A 22,889-nucleotide genomic window follows, 5' to 3' on the forward strand; every position below is an offset into this window, starting at 1 on the left:
CTCTCCCGGTCGGGGTGGCGCAACACGGTCGTCGAATGGCTGTACATTCAGCGTGTCGTATGGGGGAGCCGCGACGCGTGAGACACCGGGACCACGGTGACCGTCCGCGTCGGCAGCACATCGCTGATGTCGAAGACAAGGTACTGGGGAGGGGCCGCATGAAGCGGCGTCGTATATGGGGCACTGCCGCCGCCGTGGTGGCCGGGCTGTCCGGGGTTCTCGTGTTCCAAGGGGTGACCGGCAACGCCGACGGCGCCGCGACCGGCGGCGACAGACCCGCCCCGGTCCAGGCCGACGTGCGCAGCACGGCCCTGAAGGCCGACGGCGCCCGGCGCACGGCCGTACTGGACCAGCGGGACACCGAGCCGTTCAGCATGCTCGGTGTGACCTGGAAGGACCCTTCGGCCCGGGTGACCGGCGGCAAGGTCGAGGCGCGCACCCGTGACGCCGGGTCCGGCCGGTGGTCGGAGTGGCTGACCCTGGACGCCGACAGCGGCCAGGGCGAGGCGGGCGCCGAGCGCGGCGGCACCGAACCCGCCTGGGTCGGCCCCTCGGACGGTGTCGAGGTCCGTGTGACGGCCGGCGGCAGCACGTCGGGGCGGCTGCCCGACGGGCTCCAGCTGGACATGATCGACCCGGGTGAGGGCGGCACCACGACGGCGATGGCGCCGGCCGCCTTCGCCGTCGAGGAATTCGAGACCGGCTCTCCCGAGCCGTCGGCGGCGCCGGGCACGGCGGAGCCGGACGCGTCCGAGCCGGCGGAGCCGACGGCGTCGACGGACCCGGCCGTCGAACCCACGCCGTCCGCCCCCGCCACGAAGTCGCCGACGCCCGGCGGGCCCGCGCCGTGGTCCACGTCGCCTTCGGCCTCGCCGTCGACCACCAGCCCGGCACCGAGCCCTTCGACCACCCCCGGGCCGCCGTCGACCATGCCGCAGCCGCCGATCACCTCGCGGGCCGGCTGGGGCGCCGACGAGTCGATCAGCCCCGAGGAACCGAGCTATCTGCCCGGCGGCAAGGTCAAGGCCGTGGTCGTGCACCACACCGCCGAGTCCAACACGTACACCTGCGCCGACGCGCCGCGGATGGTGCGCGGCATCTACGCCTACCACGTGCAGAGGCTGGGCTGGAAGGACATCGGCTACAACTTCCTCGTGGACAAGTGCGGCACCGTCTACGAGGGCCGCAAGGGCGGTGTCGACCGTCCCGTGCAGGGCGCGCACGCCTACGGCTTCAACGCCGAGACGACCGGCATCTCGGTGCTCGGCACGTACACGGAGGCCGCGCCGAGCACGGCCGCGATGACGTCCGTCGCCCGGATCGCGGCGTGGAAGCTCGGCCAGTACGGCGTCGACCCGACCGGTACGACGACGCTGACCGCCGGTGCCAGCGGCAGCAACTACTTCCACAAGAGCTGGGCCAGCGGGGCGAAGCTGACGTTCCCGACCATCCACGGTCACCGGGACGGCTACAACACGCAGTGCCCCGGCAACGCGTTCTACGACAGGCTGTCCACCCTCCGCGCCTGGGCCGGCGGCCCCGTCCAGGGCCTCGCCGTCACCTCCCTGGCGGGAGGCGGCACGGCCGACGGCACCCTGTACGTCAAGTCGGCCGTCGCCGTGAACTGGAAGGCGACCACGCCCGCTTCGCTGGTCTCCCGGTACGAGGTGCTGGTCGACGGCGCGGTCGCGGCGACCGCCGGTCCGACCGCGACGTACGCGAAGGCGACGCTGGCGGCCGGCGCCCACCAGGTGCAGGTCCGTGCCGTCCACCTGTCGGGCAGGACGACCGTCACCCCGGCCCGTGCGGTGGTCGCCGACACTGCGGTGCCCGCCTTCTCCACCGCGCCCTACCTGGCGCTGCGCACCGGCACGGTGAGCACGTCGTCGGTGCCCGTGGCGCTGGGCTGGAAGGCGACGGACAACGGCGCGCTGCGGGACGTGCGGCTGACGGCCCCGCTGACCCGGACGTACGGTCCGACGGTCACGTACGCCGCGCACACCGCCAAGCCCGGTACGGCGACGGCCTGGTCCATGACCGCCTATGACCAGGCGGGCAACTCCCAGGCGGCGTCGGTCACCGGCACCCCGGTGCTGCTGCCGGAGACCTCGGCGGTGAAGTACGGGGCCTGGGCGACCAAGTCGTCCAGCAGCCACCTCGGTGGCGCGGCGCTGGCGAGCGGCGCCAAGAACGCGTCGCTGACGTGGACGTTCACCGGCCGGTCGGTCGCGTGGGTGGTCTCCAGGACCGCGGCGTCCGGCCAGGCGTACGTGTACGTCGACGGGGTGAAGGCGGCGACGGTGGACCTCAAGTCCTCGACCACCCTCTACCGCCAGGCGATCTGGAAGAAGAGCTGGTCCACGAGTGCCAAGCACACGGTGAAGATCGTCGTGGTGGGCACCACCGGGCGGCCCACCGTCACCACGGACGGGCTCGTCTACCTCAAGTAGCCGCCGGCTGCGAGCAGCTGACACGGGCCGGGCGTTCGGTACGAGCGCCCGGCCCGTGCCGTCCGCCCGGCGGTTCACCGGAGCCCGGGCCGCCGGAGCACGGCACACCGCCGGACCCCGGTCCGTTGCCGGAACTCGGCAATCGGCGGAGGCGACCCGCTGCGTGCCAGGTCCCTGCCAAGGTCGCATATGGAACGTGTAAAGTCCTGCGCGGAGTGCCGGGAAGTCTGGTCGGCGAACCCAGGGAATTGTCACTTCGCTGATCGGGGAGTCCGTCATGGTGTTGGTCGCCGTCTTCGGTATCGCGCTGCTCATCGCGGCGCTGTTGTCCGGGCTCGCCGCCCGGACGGTGCTGTCGACCTCCTTCCTCTTCCTCGTGGGCGGCGCCCTCGTCAGCGACGGCTTCCTCGGACTCATCCACATCACCCCGGACAGCGAGATCGTGGCGGTCACCGCCGATCTGGCGCTGTTCGCCGTGCTGTTCACCGACGGCATGCACGTCTCCTTCCCGAAACTGAGGGCGAACTGGCGGAACCCGGCCCGCGCGCTGGGCCTCGGCATGCCGCTCGCCCTGATCGGGATGGCGCTGATCACCCACTACCTGGTGGGGCTCGACTGGACCACGTCCTTCCTCGTCGGCGCCGTGCTCGCGCCCACCGACCCGGTCTTCGCGTCCGCGATCGTCGGCCGCAAGGAGGTCCCGGCGAAGCTGCGGCAGCTGCTCAACGTCGAGAGCGGCATCAACGACGGACTCGCCCTGCCCGTGGTGCTGATCCTCATCGCCGCCGCCGGGCCCACGGCGAGCCACTCCGACGCGTCGTTCGGCACGATCGGTCTGGAACTCGGCCTGGGGCTCGTGTTCGGCGTCGTGCTGCCGCTGCTCGTCAACGGTCTCGTACGGTTCCGGCTGCTGGGCGCGGAGCCGAAGCTGCAGCCGCTGCTGCCGCTGGCGATCGGCGTCATCCTGTACGGCGCCTGCCACCTCACCCACGCCAACCCCTATCTGGCCGCGTTCTCGGCCGGCGCGGTCATGACCGCCGTGTCGCCCGAGGCGAAGAACGCGTTCGAGCCGCTCGGCGAGGCCCTGGCGGAGCTCGCGAAGTTCGCCGCGCTGCTCGTCTTCGGCGCGCTGCTGACGCCGCAGCTCTTCGGCGACCTGTCGTTCGGCGGGTACGTGGCGGTCGTCCTGGCCATCGTGCTGATCCGGCCCGCGTCGATGCTGATCTCCCTGATCGGTACGCGGTTCGACCGCCGCGAGAAGCTGGTGGCCGCGTGGTTCGGCCCGAAGGGGTTCGCCTCGGTGGTCTACGGACTGCTGGTCCTCCAGGCGGGCATCCCGCAGGGGCAGGAGGCGTACACGCTGATCGCCGTCTGCATCGCGTTCTCGATCATCGCCCACAGCAGCACCGACGTGCCGATCGCCCGGATCTTCCACGTCGACGACCTCGCGGGCATCCCGTCGCCCCACGACGACGACCGACCGGACGTCCCCGCGTCGCGGCGCGGCGACACCGAGGCCGCCCCGGCCGCCGGCACGTCCACCGATTCGTCCCCGGCCGCCTCCGGCGCCAACGGCGACGGGCCCTCGCGCACCTGACGGACAGGCCGGGCGCGCCCCTGCCGGAGCGCACCCGCCGGGGTGCGCCCGGCCGTCGCCGCGGGCCCGGCACCCACCGGGCACACACCTCGCCGGCACGGGCAACCGGGCCAACACGCTCACGCTCATGCCCGCACGGCCCTGCCACGGGGCGGGCGGGGCGCCATCATGGTCGGTGAACGGTTCTGTACGTCGCCGCCGCGTACTCCGGGCGTTTCCGGGGACTCGGCAGGCCGACGGGAGGAGACGCCGCCATGACCGTACGCCCGGCCCGCAGCCCGGAGCGGATCCCCGCCCCGCGGACCGTCCGTGCCGTCGTACTCGACACGGACGGCGTCATCACGGACTCGGCGCGGGTGCACGCGGCGGCCTGGAAGTCCGCTTTCGACGCGTTCCTGCGGGACCGTCCACCCTCGGACCCGGCGCTGCGCCGGCCTTTCGACCCGGTGGACGACTACCTGCGGCACGTGGACGGCAGGTCCCGCCGGGACGGTGCGGCGGCCTTCCTCGCGTCGCGCGGCCTCGACCCGTCGGACGACGACGTCGCGGCGGTCGCCGCGGCCAAGGACCGGCTGTTCACCGAACGGCTCGCCGAGGGCGGCATCGACGCCTATCCGGGCACGGTCCGGCTGCTGCGGGCGCTGCGCCGGGCGAGGGTGCCGCTCGCCGCCGCGTCGGCGTCGCGGCACGCCCGGGAGCTGCTGGCGCACGCGGGCGTGCTGGACCTGTTCGACGCCGTCGTTGACGGGGGTGAGGCGGCGCGGCTGCGGCTGCCCGGCAAGCCGGAGCCCGCGCTGTTCCTGGAGGCCGCCCGCCGCCTGGGCACACCGCCGGAGGGGTGCGCGGTGGTGGAGGACGCCCTCGCGGGGGTCGAGGCGGGGCGGCGCGGCGGATTCGGCCTGGTCGTGGGCGTGGACCGGACCGGCGGGCCGGGCACGGGTGACGCGCTGCTGCGGCACGGCGCCGACCTCGTCGTACGCGATCTCGGCGACCTGCTCGACGGCGATCTCATCGACGGCGGCCTGATCGACGCCGGGATGCCCGACGCCGGGATGCCCGGCGGTGGAGTTCCCGTCGATGGAGTTCCCGACGCCGGAGGGGACGCGTCGTGACGGAGCTGACGGACCCGGCGGACCGGGTGGAGGGGGCGGACCGGGTGGAAGGGGCGGACGGGGGCGACGGGCCGGGGTTCGGGGACTGGACCTGGGAGTTCGAGGGCTACACGCCGGAGAAGGAGAGCCTGAGGGAGTCCCTGTGCACCCTCGGCAACGGCTACTTCGCCACGCGGGGCGCGCTGCCCGAGTTCGACGCGGACGGGACGCACTACCCGGGGACGTACGTGGCCGGCTGCTACAACCGGCTGACCTCCGAGGTGGCCGGGCGGCAGGTGAGCAACGAGGACGTCGTCAACCTGCCGAACTGGCTGCCGGTGCGGTACCGGATGTGCGGCGAGGAAGGGCCGGGGCCGTGGCTGGACCCGTCCCACGAGTTCGTCACGGACCACGGGCACACGCTCCACCTCAGGTCGGGGACGCTGGAGCGGCGCACCCGGTACGAGGACGACAGCGGGCGGCGGCTGGCCGTGCGACAGATCCGGCTGGTCCATATGGGTGACCCCCATCTGGCGGCCACGCGCACCGAGTTCACGGCGGAGAACTGGGTGGGCACGGTGGAGGTGGAGACGGCGCTGGACGGCGCCGTGGCCAACACGGGCGTGGCCCGCTACCGGCAGCTGGCGTCCCGGCACCTGGTGGACCACAGCACGGGCGACGACACCCCGGGCACGGTGTGGCTGCAGTGCCGTACGTCGACGTCGGGCATCCGGATCGGCATGGCCGCCCTGACGACGGCGCCGGTCGAGGCGACCGTGGAACACGGCGACCGGTCCGTGACCCAGCGGTTCGTGCTGGCGCTGCGGCCGGGTGCCACCGCGTCGGTCGACAAGACGGTCGGGTTGCACACCTCCCACGATCCGGCGATCTCCGACCCGCTGCACGCCGCCGTCGACCGGGTGAACCGGGCACCGGGGTTCGACGCGCTGCTGGCCTCGCACAGGGCGGCCTGGACACAGCTGTGGCGGCGGGCAGAGCTGGAGGTTCCGGAGAAGGCGGGCCGCATCCTGCGGCTCCATCTCTTCCATGTGCTGCAGACCCTGTCGCCGCACACCGCCGACCTGGACGTCGGCGTCCCGGCGCGCGGTCTGCACGGCGAGGCGTACCGGGGGCACATCTTCTGGGACGAGCTGTTCGTGCTGCCCTATCTGAACCTGCACTTCCCCGAGGTGTCGAAGGCGCTCCTCACCTACCGGTACCGGCGGCTGGAGCGGGCGGTCTTCCGCGCCCGCGACGTGGGCCGCAGGGGGGCGCTGTTCCCGTGGCAGAGCGGCAGCGACGGGCGGGAGGAGACGCAGCAGCTGCACCTGAACCCGCGTTCCGGACGGTGGCTGCCGGACCACTCGCATCTCCAGCACCATGTCGGCTCGGCCATCGCCTACAACGTGTGGCACTACTTCGAGGCGAGCGGGGACACCGAATTCCTGCACACCAAGGGCGCCGAGATGCTGTTGCAGATCGCCCGGTTCTGGGCCGGTTCGGCCTCGTACGACCAGGGGCTCGACCGCTACCGGATCCGCGGGGTCGTGGGTCCCGACGAGTACCACGACGCGTATCCCGGGGCGGCACGGCCGGGTCTGGACGACAACGCGTACACGAACGTCACGGCGGCGTGGGTGCTGGCGCGCGCCCTGGAGCTGCTGCGGGACCTGCCGGAGCCGCGCCGTCTGGAGCTGGCCGAGCGGACGGGGCTGGAGCAGGACGAGCTGGAGCTGTGGGACGAGGTGTCCCGGCGGCTGCACGTGCCCTTCCACGGCGGCGTCATCAGCCAGTTCGAGGGGTTCGGGGAGCTCGCGGAGCTGGACTGGGCGGGGCTGCGCAGGCGGCACGGGGACATCCGGCGGCTCGACCGGATCCTGGAGGCGGAGGGCGACACGGTCAACCGCTACCAGGCGTCCAAGCAGGCCGACGTCCTGATGCTGGGCTATCTGTTCTCGCCGGCCGAGCTACGAGGTCTGATGCGCCGTCTGGGTTACACCCTGGACGACGAGACCTGGTGGCGGACGGTCGACTACTACCTGCATCGTACGAGCCACGGGTCGACGCTGAGCGTACTGGTGCACGGCTGGGTGCTGGCCCGGGTGCGTCGCGCGGAGGCGTGGCGGTTCGTCCAGGAGGCGCTGGAGGGCGACATCGCCGACCTCCAGGGCGGCACCACGGGCGAGGGCATCCACCTCGGCGCCATGGCGGGGACGCTGGACCTGGTGCAGCGGGGGCTGACGGGTCTGGAGACCCGGGGCGGGGTGCTGCGGCTGGATCCGGTGCCGCTGCCGGAGCTGTCCGAGTACGACTTCACGCTGCGGTACCACGGGCACTGGGGTGTGCGGCTGCGGATGACCCCGGGCAGGCTGCATGTCGCCGTGCCGGACTCGGGGCGGGCGCCGATCGACATCGAGCTCCCCGACCGCGCCGTATTCATCGAGCCAGGCCGGTCGGCCGAACTGCTGCTGCCCGACTGAGCAGCCCGGACGGGGGGAAACCTCTCCTACACCGCCTACCGGCGCGTACGGCGCGACAGGCGGCGCGCGCGGGGGTGGTTGACCTCGACCTGACCGGGCATCGTACGACTCAGAGCATTGATCTTCTTGGAGGTTAGGCTAACCTAACTTGGCGTGGGCGGCTGTGAGCACGTTTCACCGCGGCCTCAGTCGTGCGCCACGGCGCGCGAACACCTGGCAACACGACCGAAGGGCACCTGCCATGCCGAACGGTGCGCTGCGCGCCGAGCTTCTCGAGCGCCAGGAGCGACGCGAGTCCTCCGCCCGTACCTACGCGAGCACCCTGCCAGTCGCCCCCGTTCACGCCGCGGGCGCCGTCGTCACCGGCGCCGACGGCCGCACCTACCTGGACTGCCTCTCGGGCGCGGGCACCCTCGCGCTCGGCCACAACCACCCCGAGACCGTCGCCGCGCTCCAGGCGGTCCTCGCGTCCGGGGCACCGCTCCACACCCTGGACATGATCACCCCTCAGAAGGACGCGTTCTGCGGGGAGTTACTCCGGCGGCTGCCGGGCACCCTGCGCGAAGCGGCACGGCTGCACTTCTGCAGCCCGGCCGGTACGGACGCGGTCGAGGCGGCGCTGAAGCTGGCCCGGCACGCCACGGGCCGACGCGGCGTCGTCGCCTTCACCGGCGCCTACCACGGGATGACGCTCGGCGCGTCCGCCGTCTCGGGGCCGCCGCGGATGAGCGGCGCCGTGGCCGCCGACGCGGTACCGGTGACCCGGCTGCCCTTCCCCTACGGGCTGCGCTGCCCGTTCGGCACGGGCGACGGCGAACGGTCCGGGGAACTGTCGACCCGGCTGCTGGAGAACCTGATCACCGACCCGGACAGCGGAGTCGCCCCGCCCGCCGCCGTCATCCTGGAGGTCGTGCAGGGCGAGGGCGGCGTCATCGAGGGCCCGGACGGCTGGCTGCGCGAGATCCGCCGGATCACCGCCGAACACGGCATCGTCCTGGTGGTCGACGAGGTGCAGACGGGCGTCGCACGCACCGGCCACTACTGGGCCTGCGAACGGGCCGGTGTCACCCCCGACATCCTGGTCATCTCCAAGGCCGTCGGCGGCGGACTGCCGCTCGCCCTCATCGCCTACCGGCCCGACCTCGACACCTGGCTCCCGGGCCACCACACCGGGACGTTCCGCGGCAACACCCTCGCCATGGCGGCCGGCCTGGTGACCCTGCGCACCGTCGCCGACGGGCAACTCGCCGAACGGGCCCTGAAACTGGGCGAGCGGATCCGCCGGGGACTGCGCGAACTCGCCGCCCACCACCCCGAGTTCGGCGAGGTGCGCGGGCGCGGACTGATGATCGGCGTGGAGCTGTTCGACCTCGACGCCGCGCCGGGGCGCGACGGGGTGCCACCCGGCCATCCGGCGCTGGCGCGGGCCCTGCGCACGGCGTGCGTGGACCACGGACTCCTGCTGGAACTCGGCGGACGCGACGACACGGTGCTGCGCCTGCTGCCGCCGCTGATCCTCACCGACGAGCAGGCCGACTCGGTCGTGGAACGGCTCGCCGCCGCCCTGGAGAGCGTCCGGTGAACCCGCACGGGGCCCGCCTGTACGAGGCGGACAGCGCCGTTTCGGGCGGCGCCGGAGGACCGGCCATGCTGGGCAAGCTGACCGGTGTCGTCCTCGACGCGCTCGCCGACGGCGCCGCCGCCCGGGGCGGCCCGCTCCCGGCGGGCGGCCCGGAAGCGGTCGCCGAGCGGGTCAGGGCCGCCTGCGCCCCGGTGCTCCCCGAGTACGGCACGGGCGCCGAAGAGGCGCTGCGGACCGTCGTCAGGGCCGTGGCCGAGGGCGCCGCCGACCCGGCAGACCCCGCCTGCGCGGCCCATCTGCACTGTCCGCCGCTGGCGGTGGCCGCCGCAGCCGATCTGGCGGCGTCCGCGCTGAACCCGTCGATGGACTCCTGGGACCAGGCGCCCGCCGCCGCCGCGCTGGAGGCCGAGGTGACGGCCGCGCTGGCCCGGCTGGTCCATCCCCTGGCCGCCGCGCCCGACGCGCTGGTCACCAGCGGCGGCACCGAGTCGAACACCGTGGCGCTGCTGCTGGCCAGGGAGCGGGCCCACGCGGCCGGCGCCCCCGGCGTGCGGGTGGTGTGCGGCGAGACCGCCCACCACAGTGTGCGGCGGGCCGCCTGGCTCCTCGGCCTGCCGACACCGGTCGCGACCGCCTGCCCTGGCGGCCTGATGAGCCCGGACGCGCTGGACGCGGCGCTCACCGGACTCGCGGGTCCCGTCCTGGTCGTGGCGACGGCCGGGACCACCGACGAGGGGCTGATCGACCCGCTGCCCGCGCTCGCCGAGGTCGCCGCACGCCACGGCGCGGAACTCCACGTCGACGCGGCGTACGGCGGTCCGCTGCTGTTCAGCGACCGGCTCGCCCCCCGGCTGGCCGGTCTCGAGGCGGCCGTCTCGGTCACCTTCGACCTGCACAAGCTCGGCTGGCAGCCGGTGGCGGCCGGGCTGCTCACGGTCCGCGACACCGCGCTGCTGCGGCCGCTCGGCACACGGACCGGCTACCTCAACGCCGACGACGACACCGAGGCGGGGCTGCCCGACCTGCTGGGCCGCTCCCTGCGTACCACCCGCCGTCCCGACGTGGTGAAGATCGCCGCGACGCTGCGGGCGCTCGGCCGCACCGGCGTCGGTGCGCTCGTGGAGCACTGCGTCGACACGGCACGGGAGTTCGCCGGGCTGGTCGACGCCCACCCGGCGCTACGGCGCCGCCCCGGCGACATCGGCATCAGCACCGTGCTGCTGCGCCCCGCCGCCGCCGACGCGCTGCCGCCCGCCGCGGGCGACGCGCTGGTGGCCGAGGTCCGACGGCTGCTGCTCGCGGAAGGGCGCGCCGTCGTCGGCCGGGCCGCCGCCGACGACGCCGGAGGCGCGCGCCGGCTCTGGCTCAAGGTCACCCTGCTGCACCCCCGCGCGGCGAGCGGCGAACTGGCCGGGGTCCTCGCCCTGATCGCCGACACCGCCGACCGCATACGCACCGCACCCGTACCGGAAGGACCGGAAGGACCACGATGACCCCGCACACCACCGAGGAAGCCACCGTCGATCTGCTCGGTGTGGGCATCGGCCCGTTCAACCTGTCCCTGGCGGCGCTCGCCGACGGGGTACCCGGGCTGAACGCCGTGTTCCTGGAACAGCGCACCGCCTTCCACTGGCACCCGGGCCTGCTCATCGACGGGGCCACGCTGCAGGTGCCGTTCCTCGCCGACCTCGTCAGCCTGGTCGACCCGACGAGCCCCTGGTCGTTCCTCAACCACATCAGGACCCGGGAGCGGCTGTTCCCCTTCTACTTCGCCGAGCGGTTCCACATCCCGCGCAACGAGTACGACGCCTACTGCCGCTGGGTCAGCGAGGAGCTGCCGTCCTGCCGCTTCGGCCACCAGGTCGACACGGTCCGCTGGGACGCGGGCCGCGCCGCGTTCCAGGTGGACTTCACCCGGCTCGGCGCGGACGGCGACGCCGTGGGCGTGGGCCGGATCCTCGCCCGTCACCTGGCGCTCGGCGTCGGCACGGCCCCGCACGTACCGGCCCCGCTGCGCGGACTGACCGAGCGCCCGGACGCGCCCGTCCTGCACTCGGCCGACTATCTGACCCACCGCGACCTGCTGCTGGGCGCGGGGCACGTCACCGTCGTCGGCGCCGGGCAGTCGGGCGCCGAGGTGCTCCTCGATCTGCTGCGGGCGCGGCCCGAGGGCCGTGAGGGCCTGACATGGCTGGCCCGTACCCCGGCTTTCGCGCCGATGGAGTACAGCAAGCTGGGCCTGGAGCACTTCACACCGGACTACACGCGGTACTTCCACGGGCTGCCGGAGCCGACCCGGGACCGGCTGCTGCCCCGCCAGTGGCAGCTGTACAAGGGCGTCAGCGGCGACACGCTGGGCGAGATCCACGAGGAGCTGTACCGCAGGGCGCTCGGCGGCGGCTGGCCCGATGTGACGCTCACCCCGGGCGTCACGGTCACCGGGGCCGAACAGCGCTCCGGCCGGGTGGAGTTGAGGCTCACCCACGCAGAGCAGGAGTCCGATGCGCGGCTCACGACCGACGCGGTCGTCCTCGCCACCGGATACGCGGAGCGGCCGCTGGACGGGCTCCTCGATCCGCTGCGGCCGCACATCGTCCGCGACGACGGGGGGCGCCCGCGCGTCGACACGGAGCAGCGGCTCGTCCTGGACGAGGCCGTCGGCGGATCGGTGTTCGTGCAGAACGCCGAACGGCACACGCACGGCGTGGGCGCGCCCGACCTGGGGCTCGCCGCCTGGCGTTCCGCGCTGATCCTCAACACGCTGGCCGGGAAGGACGTCTACCCGCTGCCGAGGCGTACCGCGTTCACCACCTTCGGTCTGCCGGGGGCCCGGGGGGACGACGCCCCGCCGCCCGTACCGGCGGCCTCCCGCCACCGCTGACCGCCCTCCTCGGCGCGGGACGGCACCACGGCGACGAGCCACCGGCGACGAGCCCGCCGGACCCCGCCGGAGCCCACCGGAGCCCACCGGCGGCGAGCTCAGCGCCGACGGGCAGAGCACCGCGAACACCGCGTACACCGCGTACACCGCGAGAACCGCGACGAGCAGAGGAAGAGTGCGCATGAGCCAGAGCCCGAGCCAGAGCCCGAGTCAGAGCCCTAGCCGGCCCCGGGAGCACCGCTCCAGCCCTTCGAGCCACGACGACCGGGCCGCGCCGGTGGACGCGGCCGCGGTGGCCGACCGCGCCGCCGCCGACAGCCTGCTGCGCTGCTGGGTACGGGAGACGGGGGTCGCCCGGCCCTCCGGCGACCTGCTGCGCCTGGACCTGCCCGCGTCCGGCACGGCGGTCGAGGCGCCCGTCCTGTACTGGTCGCCGGTCGGCTGGCACCGGTTCGGGCCGGCCCGTCTGGCCACCGGGACTCCGGCCTCCGCCACCGTGATCGCGACGCTCCTCGGTGTCGAGGCCGCCGGCGGCGACCCGGCCGCCGTCGGCGACCTGACCGGTCGGGTCGTCGACTCCGTTAGGCGCGTGGCGGAGTTCGTCCGGGCCCGTGCCGCGGTGCCGGACGACCCCGAGGGCACGACCGGTTTCCTCGCGGGCGAACAGGCCCTGATCACCGGTCACCCGCTGCACCCGACGCCGAAGAGCCGCGAGGGGCTCACCGACGCGGAGTCCGCCCGGTACTCGCCGGAGACGCGCGGCGCGTTCCCGCTGCACTGGTTCGCCGCCGACCCGTCCGTCGTACGGTCCGACTCGTCGCTCGACCGGTCGGCGCAGGAGCTGCTGGCCTCGTTGGCGGGCGACGCCCTGACCCCGCCGCCCGGCACGGTCCTGGTCCCGGCGCACCCGTGGCAGGCCCGGGAGGTACGGCACAGGCCCGCCGTACGGGCGCTGCTGGACGCCGGACTGCTGCACGACCTGGGACCGGCGGGGCCCGCCTGGTCGCCGACGTCATCGGTCCGCACGGTCTACCGCGCCGACGCGCCCGTGATGCTGAAGTTCTCGCTGGGGCTGCGGATCACCAACTCGCGGCGCGAGAACATGCGGTCCGAGCTGTACCGGGGCCTGGCCGTCGACCGGCTGCTGACCGCCGGCCTGGGCGCCGCGCTGCGGGCCGCGCACCCCGGGTTCGCCATCGTGCGGGACCCGGCGTGGCTCGCGGTCGACCCGCTCGACACGGACGGCGACGGCACCGGGGGCGGGGCCGGGGCCGGGGAGTCCACCGGCCTCGACGTCGTCGTCCGCGCCAACCCCTTCCAGGAGGGCGACGAACCCCAGGGCGTCTGCGTCGCCGGGCTCGTCTCGCCCCGCCCCGACCTGCCCGGGGGCCGCTCCCGGCTGGCGGCGCTCGTGCACGGCGTCGCCGAGCGCACCGGCCGCCCGGTCGCCGAGGCCGCAGAGGACTGGTTCGTCCGCTACACCGAGCGGGTCGTCGCACCGGTCCTGTGGCTGTACGCCAGGTACGGGCTCGGCCTCGAGGCCCACCAGCAGAACACCCTCGTGGTGCTGGACGACGAGGGCCGCCCGGCCGGCGGGCGCTACCGCGACAACCAGGGCTACTACTTCTCCCCCGCCCGCAGCGACGCCCTGTACGGCTGGGTGCCGGGCATCGGCCGGGACCTCGGCACGTACGTCGCCGACGAGGTCGTCGACGAGCGGCTCGCCTACTACGTCGGCGTCAACAACCTGCTCGGGCTCGTGGGCGCGCTGGGCTCCCAGGGCCTCGCGGACGAGGAACGGCTGCTGCGCCGCACGGAGGAGTTCCTCGCGGCGCGGGCCGACGAGCACGGCGACCGGCTCCGGCTCGCCGCCCTCCTGCGCGACGAGCCGACGCTGCGCTGCAAGGCCAACCTGCTGACCCGGGTCCACGGCATGGACGAGCTGACCGGCCCGCTGGAGTCCCAGTCGGTGTACGTGGACATCCCCAACCCGATCGCGGAGGTACGGAAGTGAGCGGAGGTACGCCGACCGGGGGTGGGCACCTCGTCATCACGGACCCACCCCTGCCGCAGGGCACGTTCACGCTGCGGGCCGTCGACCCGGACGCCGACGCGGAACTGGTCCACGGCTGGATGAACGACCCCGAGATCGCACGGTACTGGGAGCTGGCCGAACCCCTCGACCGGATCACCGGCTATCTGCGCGAGCAGGTCGCCGCCGCCCACTCCACGCCGTACATCGGCTGTCTCGACGGGACGCCGATGAGCTACTGGGAGCTGTACCGCGCCGACCTCGACCCGCTGGGCCGCCACTACCCGGCCGAGCCGCGCGACGCGGGCGTGCACCTGCTGCTCGGCCCCGCCGGGTTCCGGGGCAGGGGTCTGGGCGCCGACCTGTTGCGGGCGGTGTCGGAGTGGCTGCTGGGCACCGACCCGTACGCGCGGCGTGTCGTCGCCGAGCCGGACGCCGGCAACGTCCGCTCGGTGCGGGCGTTCCAGCGGGCCGGTTTCCGGATGGTCCGGCAGATCGACCTGCCGGACAAGCGAGCGGCGTTCATGGTCCGTGAGCGCGCGACATGAGGGAGCGCGGGCGCCCGGTGCCGCCGGCCGCGGCGGGCCCGCGCCGGGTGACGCGCGCGGGGCCCGTACCGCCCGGCCCGGTTCCGGGCCGCGCGCCGGTACCGCCCGTCCCGCACCGAGCCCGACGCCCGTGTCAGCCACCCGCCCCCGACCCGTGCCCCCGCCCGCTCCCGCGACTCGGGACGACAGGAATGACCTCCCATGACGATGCCCGGTGGTGCCGTGTCCGGCCAGGTGCCCCCCGTGCCGGCACCCGCCCGCACATCCGCGCCCTCCCCGCTGCTGGACCCCGATCTGCTCGCCGCCGACCCGGCGGGACTCGCCGACGTGGGCCGTCTGGTCGCCGAGATCACCCGGGAGGCGGCGACCGGACTGCGCCGCCGCGGCGGCCCGTTGCCCCGGCTGACCCCGGACGAGCTGACCGAGCTGGTCGACAGGCAGCTCCCGCACGGTGTCGTGCCGCGCACCGGCGGCGGTCACGCCGCCGTGCTGGCGCTCGCCCGCGCCTGTGCCGAGACGACCGTGGACCTCGCCGATCCGATGGCCGCCGCGCACCTCCAGCCGCCGTCGCTGGCCGTCGCCGCCGCGGCGGACATCCTGGCCGGGATCTTCAACGCGTCCGTGGACACCTGGGACAGCGGGCCCTACGCGGTCGAGATCGAACGGCGGCTCGTACGCGGCCTGGCCCGGCTGACCGGCTACGGGCCGGAAGCGGGCGGGGTGCTGACGGCGGGCGGCAGCGCCTCCAACCTCCAGGCGCTGCTGATCGCCAGGGACGCGGCGGCCGCCAAGCTGCGGGACGTCCGCGCCGCCGGGCTGACCGGACTCGGCCGCGACCCCGTGGTGTTCTGCTCCGAGCTGGCCCACTTCTCGGTGGCGCGGGCCTGCGCCGTGCTCGGCATCGGCGAGGACGCCGTACGGCCGGTGCCCACGGACGGCAGGCACCGGATGCGCCCGGACGCGCTCGACGCGCTGCTCGGCGGGGCGGACCCGGGCGCCGAACTGCCCGTCGCCGTCGTCGCCACCGCGGGCACCACCGACTACGGCTCCGTCGACCCGCTGCCGGAGATCGCCGCCGTCGCCCGCGAGCACGGCGTACGGCTGCACGTCGACGCGGCGTACGGCTGCGGCGCCCTGTTCTCCGACCGGCTGCGCCCGCTGCTCACCGGGATCGAGGAGGCCGACACCGTCACGCTCGATCTGCACAAGACGGCCTGGCAGCCCGCGGCCGCCAGCCTCCTGCTGGCCCGTGACGCCGCCGACTTCGCCCCGACGACCGGGCTGCGCGTGGCCTACCTGAACCCCGACGACGACGGCGAGGCCGGCTACGACGGGCTGCTCGGGCTGTCGTTGCAGACCACCCGGCGGGCCGACGCGCTGAAGGTCGCCGCGACGTTCCTGGCCCTCGGGACCGACGGCATCGGCGCGATGCTCGACGCCTGCCACGACCTGGCCCGGCACGCCGAGGCCGCCGTGACCGCGCATCCCCGGCTCGCGCTGACGGCGGGCGCGACGCTGTCGACGGTCGTCTTCCGCTACCTGCCCCGCGACCCGGCGGACACCGACGCGGTCAACGGCGAGCTGCGCCGCCTGCTGCTGCGCGAGGGCTCCGCCCTGATCGGGCGCACCGACGTGGCCGGCGCGGACGGCGGGCGGACCGTGCACCTGAAGCTCACGTTACTGAACCCGCAGGCGCGGGCGAGCGACATCGACGCGCTGCTGGCGGCCGTCGTCCGCGCCGGACAGGCCGTGGAGGGCACGTCGTGACGAACCGCGACCACCGCCGCCCGGGGCGCCGCGGCCGAGGCTTCCGAGGCCCCGGCGATGGGCAGTACGTCCCCGCCACCGACGAGAAAGGCACCGCCCGTATGACTGACGGTCACCCCGTCCCCGCACTCGCCGACGTCTCCCCCGGGTCCTGGCGGGAGGCGAACCGGCGGCTGCTCGCCAAGACCCTCTCCGAGTTCGCCTTCGAGGAGCTCCTCCAGCCGCTGGAGCTGGAGGAGGCGGGCCGCTTCCGGGTCGACCTGGCCAGCGGCGTCAGCTATGTCTTCTCGGCCACCAGGGGCGCCCTCGGCTCCTGGCGGGTCGACCGGGAGTCGGTGACCCGGGGCGCGGCCGGGCTCCTCGGCAACGAGATCGAGACCCCGGCGTGGGACGCGCAGCAGTTCCTGGTGGACTGCGCGGACACCATAGGCACCGACGCGCCGACGCTCGGCATGTACCTCACCGAGGTGTCCGCGACCCTCGCCGTGGACGCGGCGCGGATCGAGCACGGCGGCCAGAGCGCGGCCGAGCTGCGGGGGCTCGGCCACGCCGAGCTGGAGTGCGCCATGACGGGGCACCCGACGCTGGTCGCCAACAAGGGCCGGATCGGGTTCTCGGCGACCGACGTCCGGGCGTACGCGCCGGAGTCGCGGCAGCTGGTCACGCTCCGGTGGATCGCCGTCCACCGGGGCCTGGCCGAGTTCCGGGGCATCCCGTCCCTGAGCGAACACGCCGTCCTGGAGCACGAGTTGGACGAGGGGACGACGGCCGCGTTCCGTGCCAGGATCGAGGAGGCGGGCGGCGACCCGGACGCGTACGTGTGGATGCCCGTCCACCCGTGGCAGTGGGACCACGCCGTCCAGGTCCTGTTCGCGGGCGAGGTCGCCCAGCGGCGGATCATCCCGCTCGGCGCGAGCGCCGACACGTATCTGCCGCAGCAGTCGGTGCGCACCATGACGAACATGGCGCGGCGCGACCGGTTCGACGTCAAACTGCCCCTGAAGATCGTCAACACGCTGATCTGGCGCGGCATCCCGCCGCACTGCACCCAGGGCGCGCCGCTCACCACCCAGTGGCTGACCGGGCTCCTCGACAGGGACAAGCTCCTGCGGGACGAGCTGCGGACGGTGTTCCTCGGCGAGGTGGCCTCCGTGACCGTGCGCCACCCGTACCTGGACCGGGTGCCCGGCATGCCGTACCAGCATCTGGAGACCCTCGGCTGCATCTGGCGCGAGTCGGTGTCGTCGCGGCGGGACCCCGGCGAGCGGGTCCGGACGTTCGCGTCGCTGCTGTACGTGGACGAACGGGGCGCGTCGTTCACGGCGGAGCTGGTCCGCGCGTCCGGGCTGCCCGCCGACGAGTGGCTTCGACGGCTGTTCGAGACGGTGACGCACCCGGTGCTGCACGTGATGTACACGTACGGGATCACGTTCAACCCGCACGGCCAGAACACGCTGATCGGCTACGACGACCACGACGTGCCGCGCCGGCTGTTCCTGAAGGACTTCGTGGACGACGTGTCCGTGTCGCACACGCCGGTGCCGGAGCGCGGGCCCGAGCCGGACGGCTACGACCACATCCTGCCCCGCAAGAACCCCGTCGTCATCCGCCAGCACGTGGTGGACCAGCTGCTGCTGGGTCACTTCCGCTATCTGGCGCCGCTCGCGGCGGAGCACCTGGGCGTACCCGAGGAGCGGTTCTGGCGGCTGGTGCGCGAGGCGATCGTCTCGTACCACAAGCGGTTCCCGGAGAAGGCCGACCGGTTCGCCGCGTTCGACATGCTCGCGGACGCGTTCCCGCGCTATCCGTTCAACACCGACCGGCTCGTCGTCACCCGCTACGTCGACCGGGCCCTGCGCCACGCGCTGCGCCCGAACGGCACCGTCCCCAATCCGCTGGCGTGAGGGCGGGGTCATGAGCATCGAGATCAGCGCGTCGGACCTCACGCTCGGCCACGGCGGCGAGCCGGTCGCGCGCGGGATCAGCGTCTCCCTGGCACCCGGCCGGGTGACCGCGCTCGTCGGTCCCAACGGCTCCGGCAAGTCGACGCTGCTGCGGACGCTGGCCCGGCTGCACGTGCCGGACGCCGGGCAGGTGGTGCTGGACGGCCGCGACCTCGCCGCGTACAGGCAGCGGGAGCTGGCCAGGAAGCTGAGCTTCCTGACGCAGTCGCCGCTCGTTCCCGCCGGGGTGACGGTGGCGGAGCTCGTCGCCTACGGGCGCCATCCGCACCAGGGGCTGCTGGCCCGCGCCACCGGCGACGAGGACCGGGCGGCGATCGGCTGGGCGCTGGACGCGACGAACCTGCGTCCGCTCGCCGAGCGGCCCCTCGACCGGCTGTCCGGCGGCGAGCGCCAGCGGGCGTGGATCGCGATGGCGCTGGCGCAGCGCACCGGTCTGCTGCTGCTGGACGAGCCGACGACCTTTCTGGACATCCGCTACCAGATCGAGGTCCTGCGGCTGGTGCGGCGGCTGGCCGACGACCACGGGATCACCGTGGCCGTGGTGCTGCACGACCTGAACCAGGCCGCCGCGTTCGCCGACGCCATGGTCGTGCTCGCCGGGGCCCGGATCGTGGCGTCGGGGCCGCCCGCCGCCGCGCTGACGGAGGAGACGATCCGTACCGCGTTCGGCATCGACACGACCGTCACCCACGACCCCCACACAGGTGTGCCGACCTGTCTGCCGACCTGGCGCGAGCCGACGGCGACGGCGGCCACCTGAGCACCATCCGTCCCTTCCGCACCGAACGAAGGAACCACCGCGCATGCGCACACGACCACATGCCCGTGCCCTGACCGCGCTCGCCGCCGCCGCCGCGCTCGCCCTCACCGCCGTCGGCTGCGGCTCGTCCGGTGAGCGGGCCGCGGGCGGCGGCCCGGAGAAGGAGGGCGGCGGCACCGTCACCGTCTCCCACATCAAGGGCGAGACGAGGCTCGACAGGCCCGCGACGAAGGTCGTCGCCCTGGAGTGGACCTACGCCGAGGACCTGCTCGCCCTCGGTGTCTCCCCGGTCGGGGTCGCCGATGTCAAGGGGTACGACCAGTGGGTCACCGGCGGCCCGAGGTTCGACGAGTCCGTCAAGGACGTCGGCACCCGGCAGGCGCCCAGCCTGGAGACCATCAAGGTGCTGAAGCCGGACCTGATCATCACCTCCAGGCTGCGGTCCGAGGCGAACTACGAGCAGCTCGACGAGATCGCGCCCACGCTGATGTTCGACCCGTACGCGAAGGACGGCGAGTTCGAGGAGATGCGGACCACGCTGAAGACCATCGGCACGGCCGTCGGCAGGGCGGACGCGGCCGACCGGGCGCTGAAGGAGCTCGACGCCCGGCTCCAGGCCGCCAGGACGAGGATCGCCGACGGGAGGAAGAACGGCGCCGAGGTCACGGTCGCCCGCGGCTACACCACGGACGGGGCCGCCGTCGTGGAGGTCCTCACCGACTCCACGATCCCCGGCGGGCTGCTGCCGCGCCTCGGGCTGAGGAACGCCTGGACCGGCAAGGCCGACGCGTACGGCATGAGCAGGGTCGACATCGAGGGCCTCAAGCCCGTCGAGAAGTCCAGCCTCGTCTACGTCGCCGCCGAGAACGACGACGTCTTCGCCACGTCCCTGCCGAAGAACGCCCTCTGGCGGAACCTGGACTTCGCCAGGAACAAGCGTGTCCACGCCCTCGACCCGGGCACCTGGTTCTTCGGCGGGCCGTTCTCCACCGCCCAGGTCGCCGACGAGATCGCGAGCGCCCTCACCGCATGACCGGAATCGCCACACCTGCCGGGGACACGGCTCGGGGCCGCACCGGGAAGGCCCCGCGCCGCCCGGCCGGGCCGGCCGGACCGGCCCCGGCCGTCGCCGGCGGGATCGCCGCCCTGCTGCTCGTCGCCGTCCTGCACCTCGGGTACGGGCGCAGCGGCGTCGGCCTCACCGATCTGCTGGGGCTCATCGCCGGCGGCGACGACCCCGAGGCGCGGGCGGTGCTGGTCGGCGGAAGGCTGCCGCGCACGCTGGCCGGTCTGGTCGCCGGTGCGGCGCTCGCCGTGTCTGGGTGCCTGCTCCAGTCGTCGGTGCGCAATCCGCTGGCGTCGCCGGACACGCTCGGGGTGACGGCGGGCGCGTACCTGGCGGTCGCCGTCGCCGCCGTCACCGGGTTCTCGCTGGGCGATCTGCCGCGCGGCGGTGTGGCGTTCGCCGGGGGGCTGCTGGCGGCCGGGCTCGTGCACACGGTGGCGGGCGGCGCACGGGGACGGCCGGCCCATCTGGTGCTGGCCGGCGTGTCGGTGACGCTCGCCCTGTCGAGCGTCACCGCCGTGCTGGTGGTGCTGTTCCAGGAGGAGACCGGCGCGGTGTTCTTCTGGGGGCACGGCTCACTGGCGGTCGCCGACAGCGGACGGTCCCTGACGGTGCTTCCGCTGCTGGGGGCCGGCCTGGTGGGCGGGCTGCTGCTCGCCCGGACACTGGACATCCTCGGTACGGGCGACGAGACGGCGCGCGGTCTGGGCGTCGACGTCGGCCGGGTCCGGCTGACGGCGGTCGTGCTGTCCGTGCTGCTCGCCGCGTGCGCGGTGACGGTGACCGGCCCGATCGGCTTCGTCGGGCTCGCGGCGCCGCACCTGGTGCGGTTCGCCGGAGTACGCCGGCACGCGGCACTGCTGCCCGCCGCCGCCGTGTGGGGCGCGACGCTGCTGCTGGCCGCCGACCTGCTGGCCCGGGTGACGTCGCCGACCGGAAACGAGGTCCCGGCCGGTGTGGTGACGGCACTGTTCGGCGCGCCGCTGTTCCTGTGGCTGGCGCGGCGGCTGCCGTCGGAGCCCGCGGCGCCGGGCACGGTCATGCCGGGGCGGCGCGGACGGCGGCTGCCGTACCCGCCGCTGCTGGCGGGCGGTGTGCTGCTGGTCGCGGCGCTGCTCGCCGGCGGCCTGGCGCTGGGCGACATCGCGGTGCCGCTGGCCGAACTGCCCCGCATGCTCGCGGGCGGCGGGGACGAGGTGCTGCGGGGTGTCGTCCTGGAGTACCGGCTGCCCCGGCTGGCCGTGGCGGGCCTGGCGGGCGCGCTGCTCGCGGTGGCGGGCGGCATCGTGCAGACGGTGTCGCGGAACCCGCTCGCGGACCTGACGGTGATGGGTGTCAGCGGCGGTGCCGGTTTCGGCGCGGCGCTGCTGCTGGTGGCGCTGCCTTCGCTGCCGTACGCGGTGCTGCCGTTCGCGGCGCTGCTCGGCGGTACGGCGGCGTTCGCGCTGACGTACGGCCTGTCGCGGCGCCGGGGGTCGGTGGCGCCGGAGCGGCTGGTGCTGGTCGGCATCGGTACGTTCGCGCTGACCACGGCGGCGACCAACTACCTGGTGGTCGGGGCCCGGTTCCAGGTGGCGCAGGCGCTGACCTGGCTGTCGGGCTCGACGTACGCACGGGACACCACCGACCTGTCGGTGCTGGCGGCGGCGGCCGCGGCGGGGGTGCCGCTGCTGCTGGTGTCGTTCCGCCGCCTGGACCTGCTCGCGCTCGGGGAAGACGCGCCCCGCACGCTGGGCCTGCCGCTGGAACGCACCCGGCTGGCGGTGCTGGTCCTCGCGGTGGCCCTGGCGGCCTGCGCGGTGGCGGTGGTGGGGACGGTGGCGTTCGTGGGCCTGGTCGCGCCGCACGCGGCGCGGATGCTCGTCGGTTCGCGTACGCACCGGCTGCTGCCGACGGCCGCGCTGCTGGGCGCGTCGCTGATGATCGCGGCGGACACGGTGGGCCGGACCGCGATCGCCCCGGCGGAGATCCCGTCGGGCCTGCTCGCGGCGCTGATCGGCACGCCGTACTTCGTCTGGCAGCTGCGGCGAGGCCGCAGGCGCTGAGCCCCGGTGGCGGGCGGCGCGGTGGAGCGACCCGTCCGGGGGAAGTCTCCGCCGTTCCGCATCCGCCGGCGCCCCCGTCCCCGAACTCCCGCCTGAGACACGTACGTCACGGCCTGCCACGGGCCGGTGGACGCACAGCGACAGGTGGAGACAGGACAGGGAGACCCCCGTGATCGAGAGCATCGTCCACGCGGTCCCGGCGCGGCTGCTCGGCACATCCCCCGGTGTGCGCCGCTCCGTCAGAGTGGTGCTGGCCTATCACGAGGACGACCCGCTCGCCGTCCACCTCACGTTCCCGTCGCACGCCGTCTGCGACGGCGCCCCGGCGACCTGGACGTTCGCCCGCGAGCTGCTCGCCACAGGGCGGCACGGCGCCGCCGGGCAGGGGGACGTGGAGGTCCGCCCGAGCGGCGGCACCTGGACGCTGCTCGTGCTCAGGGCGCCGGACGGGCTCGCCCACGTGGAGCTGGGCACGAGGGGAGTGGACGCGTTCCTGCGGCACAGCCACCGGCTGGTCCCGGCGGACCGCGAACGGGAACTGCTGCGGCTTGACGCCCTGATCGCCTCCCTGCTGGGCCCCTGACCGGCGGCGTTCGGCGGGCGGGCGCGCCGCGCCGAGAGTTCGG

The 22,889-nt window shown here is 74.3% G+C and carries 15 protein-coding genes; all 15 read left to right on the top strand.

Features of this window, described 5'->3' with window-relative positions:
- The first annotated feature begins 158 nt into the window (after positions 1-158).
- Positions 159-2,450, top strand: a complete 2,292-nt coding sequence (locus tag ACGF5U_RS19155; RefSeq protein ID WP_392715497.1) for an N-acetylmuramoyl-L-alanine amidase — start codon at positions 159-161, stop codon at positions 2,448-2,450.
- Between the two features lie 277 nt (positions 2,451-2,727).
- Positions 2,728-4,047 (top strand): cation:proton antiporter, encoded by a 1,320-nt coding sequence (locus ACGF5U_RS19160; protein WP_392715496.1) that lies wholly within the window; start codon positions 2,728-2,730, stop codon positions 4,045-4,047.
- Positions 4,048-4,301: 254 nt separating this feature from the next.
- A complete protein-coding gene (locus tag ACGF5U_RS19165) occupies positions 4,302-5,159 on the top strand; it encodes an HAD family hydrolase (protein ID WP_392715495.1) in 858 nt (285 codons plus the stop codon).
- 44 nt (positions 5,160-5,203) lie between these two features.
- Positions 5,204-7,618, top strand: a complete 2,415-nt coding sequence (locus ACGF5U_RS19170) for a glycoside hydrolase family 65 protein (RefSeq protein WP_392715825.1) — start codon at positions 5,204-5,206, stop codon at positions 7,616-7,618.
- A 241-nt stretch (positions 7,619-7,859) separates the two neighbouring features.
- The gene (locus tag ACGF5U_RS19175) at positions 7,860-9,200 is read left to right on the top strand and encodes a diaminobutyrate--2-oxoglutarate transaminase family protein (protein WP_392715494.1); all 1,341 of its coding nucleotides are present in this window, start codon (positions 7,860-7,862) and stop codon (positions 9,198-9,200) included.
- 65 nt (positions 9,201-9,265) lie between these two features.
- A complete protein-coding gene (locus ACGF5U_RS19180) occupies positions 9,266-10,693 on the top strand; it encodes a pyridoxal phosphate-dependent decarboxylase family protein (RefSeq protein ID WP_392715823.1) in 1,428 nt (475 codons plus the stop codon).
- On the top strand, positions 10,690-12,081 hold the full coding sequence (locus ACGF5U_RS19185) for a lysine N(6)-hydroxylase/L-ornithine N(5)-oxygenase family protein (RefSeq protein WP_392715493.1): 1,392 nt from the start codon (positions 10,690-10,692) through the stop codon (positions 12,079-12,081). Before ACGF5U_RS19180 ends, ACGF5U_RS19185 begins: the two co-directional genes overlap by 4 nt.
- Before the next feature lie 181 nt (positions 12,082-12,262).
- On the top strand, positions 12,263-14,095 hold the full coding sequence (locus tag ACGF5U_RS19190) for an IucA/IucC family protein (protein ID WP_392715492.1): 1,833 nt from the start codon (positions 12,263-12,265) through the stop codon (positions 14,093-14,095).
- Positions 14,092-14,661, top strand: a complete 570-nt coding sequence (locus ACGF5U_RS19195) for a GNAT family N-acetyltransferase (RefSeq protein WP_392715491.1) — start codon at positions 14,092-14,094, stop codon at positions 14,659-14,661. Before ACGF5U_RS19190 ends, ACGF5U_RS19195 begins: the two co-directional genes overlap by 4 nt.
- Before the next feature lie 201 nt (positions 14,662-14,862).
- A complete protein-coding gene (locus tag ACGF5U_RS19200; protein WP_392715490.1) occupies positions 14,863-16,428 on the top strand; it encodes a pyridoxal phosphate-dependent decarboxylase family protein in 1,566 nt (521 codons plus the stop codon).
- Positions 16,429-16,529: 101 nt separating this feature from the next.
- A complete protein-coding gene (locus tag ACGF5U_RS19205; RefSeq protein WP_392715489.1) occupies positions 16,530-18,332 on the top strand; it encodes an IucA/IucC family protein in 1,803 nt (600 codons plus the stop codon).
- Positions 18,333-18,342: 10 nt separating this feature from the next.
- Complete coding sequence (locus tag ACGF5U_RS19210; protein WP_392715488.1) at positions 18,343-19,152, top strand: ABC transporter ATP-binding protein; 810 nt, start codon at positions 18,343-18,345, stop codon at positions 19,150-19,152.
- A 43-nt stretch (positions 19,153-19,195) separates the two neighbouring features.
- Positions 19,196-20,185, top strand: coding sequence for an ABC transporter substrate-binding protein (locus ACGF5U_RS19215; RefSeq protein ID WP_392715487.1), 990 nt, complete (start codon positions 19,196-19,198; stop codon positions 20,183-20,185).
- Entirely contained in the window at positions 20,182-22,263 is a 2,082-nt protein-coding gene (locus ACGF5U_RS19220) for an iron ABC transporter permease (RefSeq protein ID WP_392715486.1), read from the top strand. The genes ACGF5U_RS19215 and ACGF5U_RS19220 overlap by 4 nt, the downstream gene beginning before the upstream one ends.
- Before the next feature lie 169 nt (positions 22,264-22,432).
- Positions 22,433-22,846 (top strand): SsgA family sporulation/cell division regulator, encoded by a 414-nt coding sequence (locus ACGF5U_RS19225; RefSeq protein WP_392715485.1) that lies wholly within the window; start codon positions 22,433-22,435, stop codon positions 22,844-22,846.
- Positions 22,847-22,889 lie beyond the last annotated feature (43 nt).

This window comes from Streptomyces sp. NPDC047886 (assembly GCF_043204435.1).
Classification (GTDB): Bacteria; Actinomycetota; Actinomycetes; order Streptomycetales; family Streptomycetaceae; genus Streptomyces.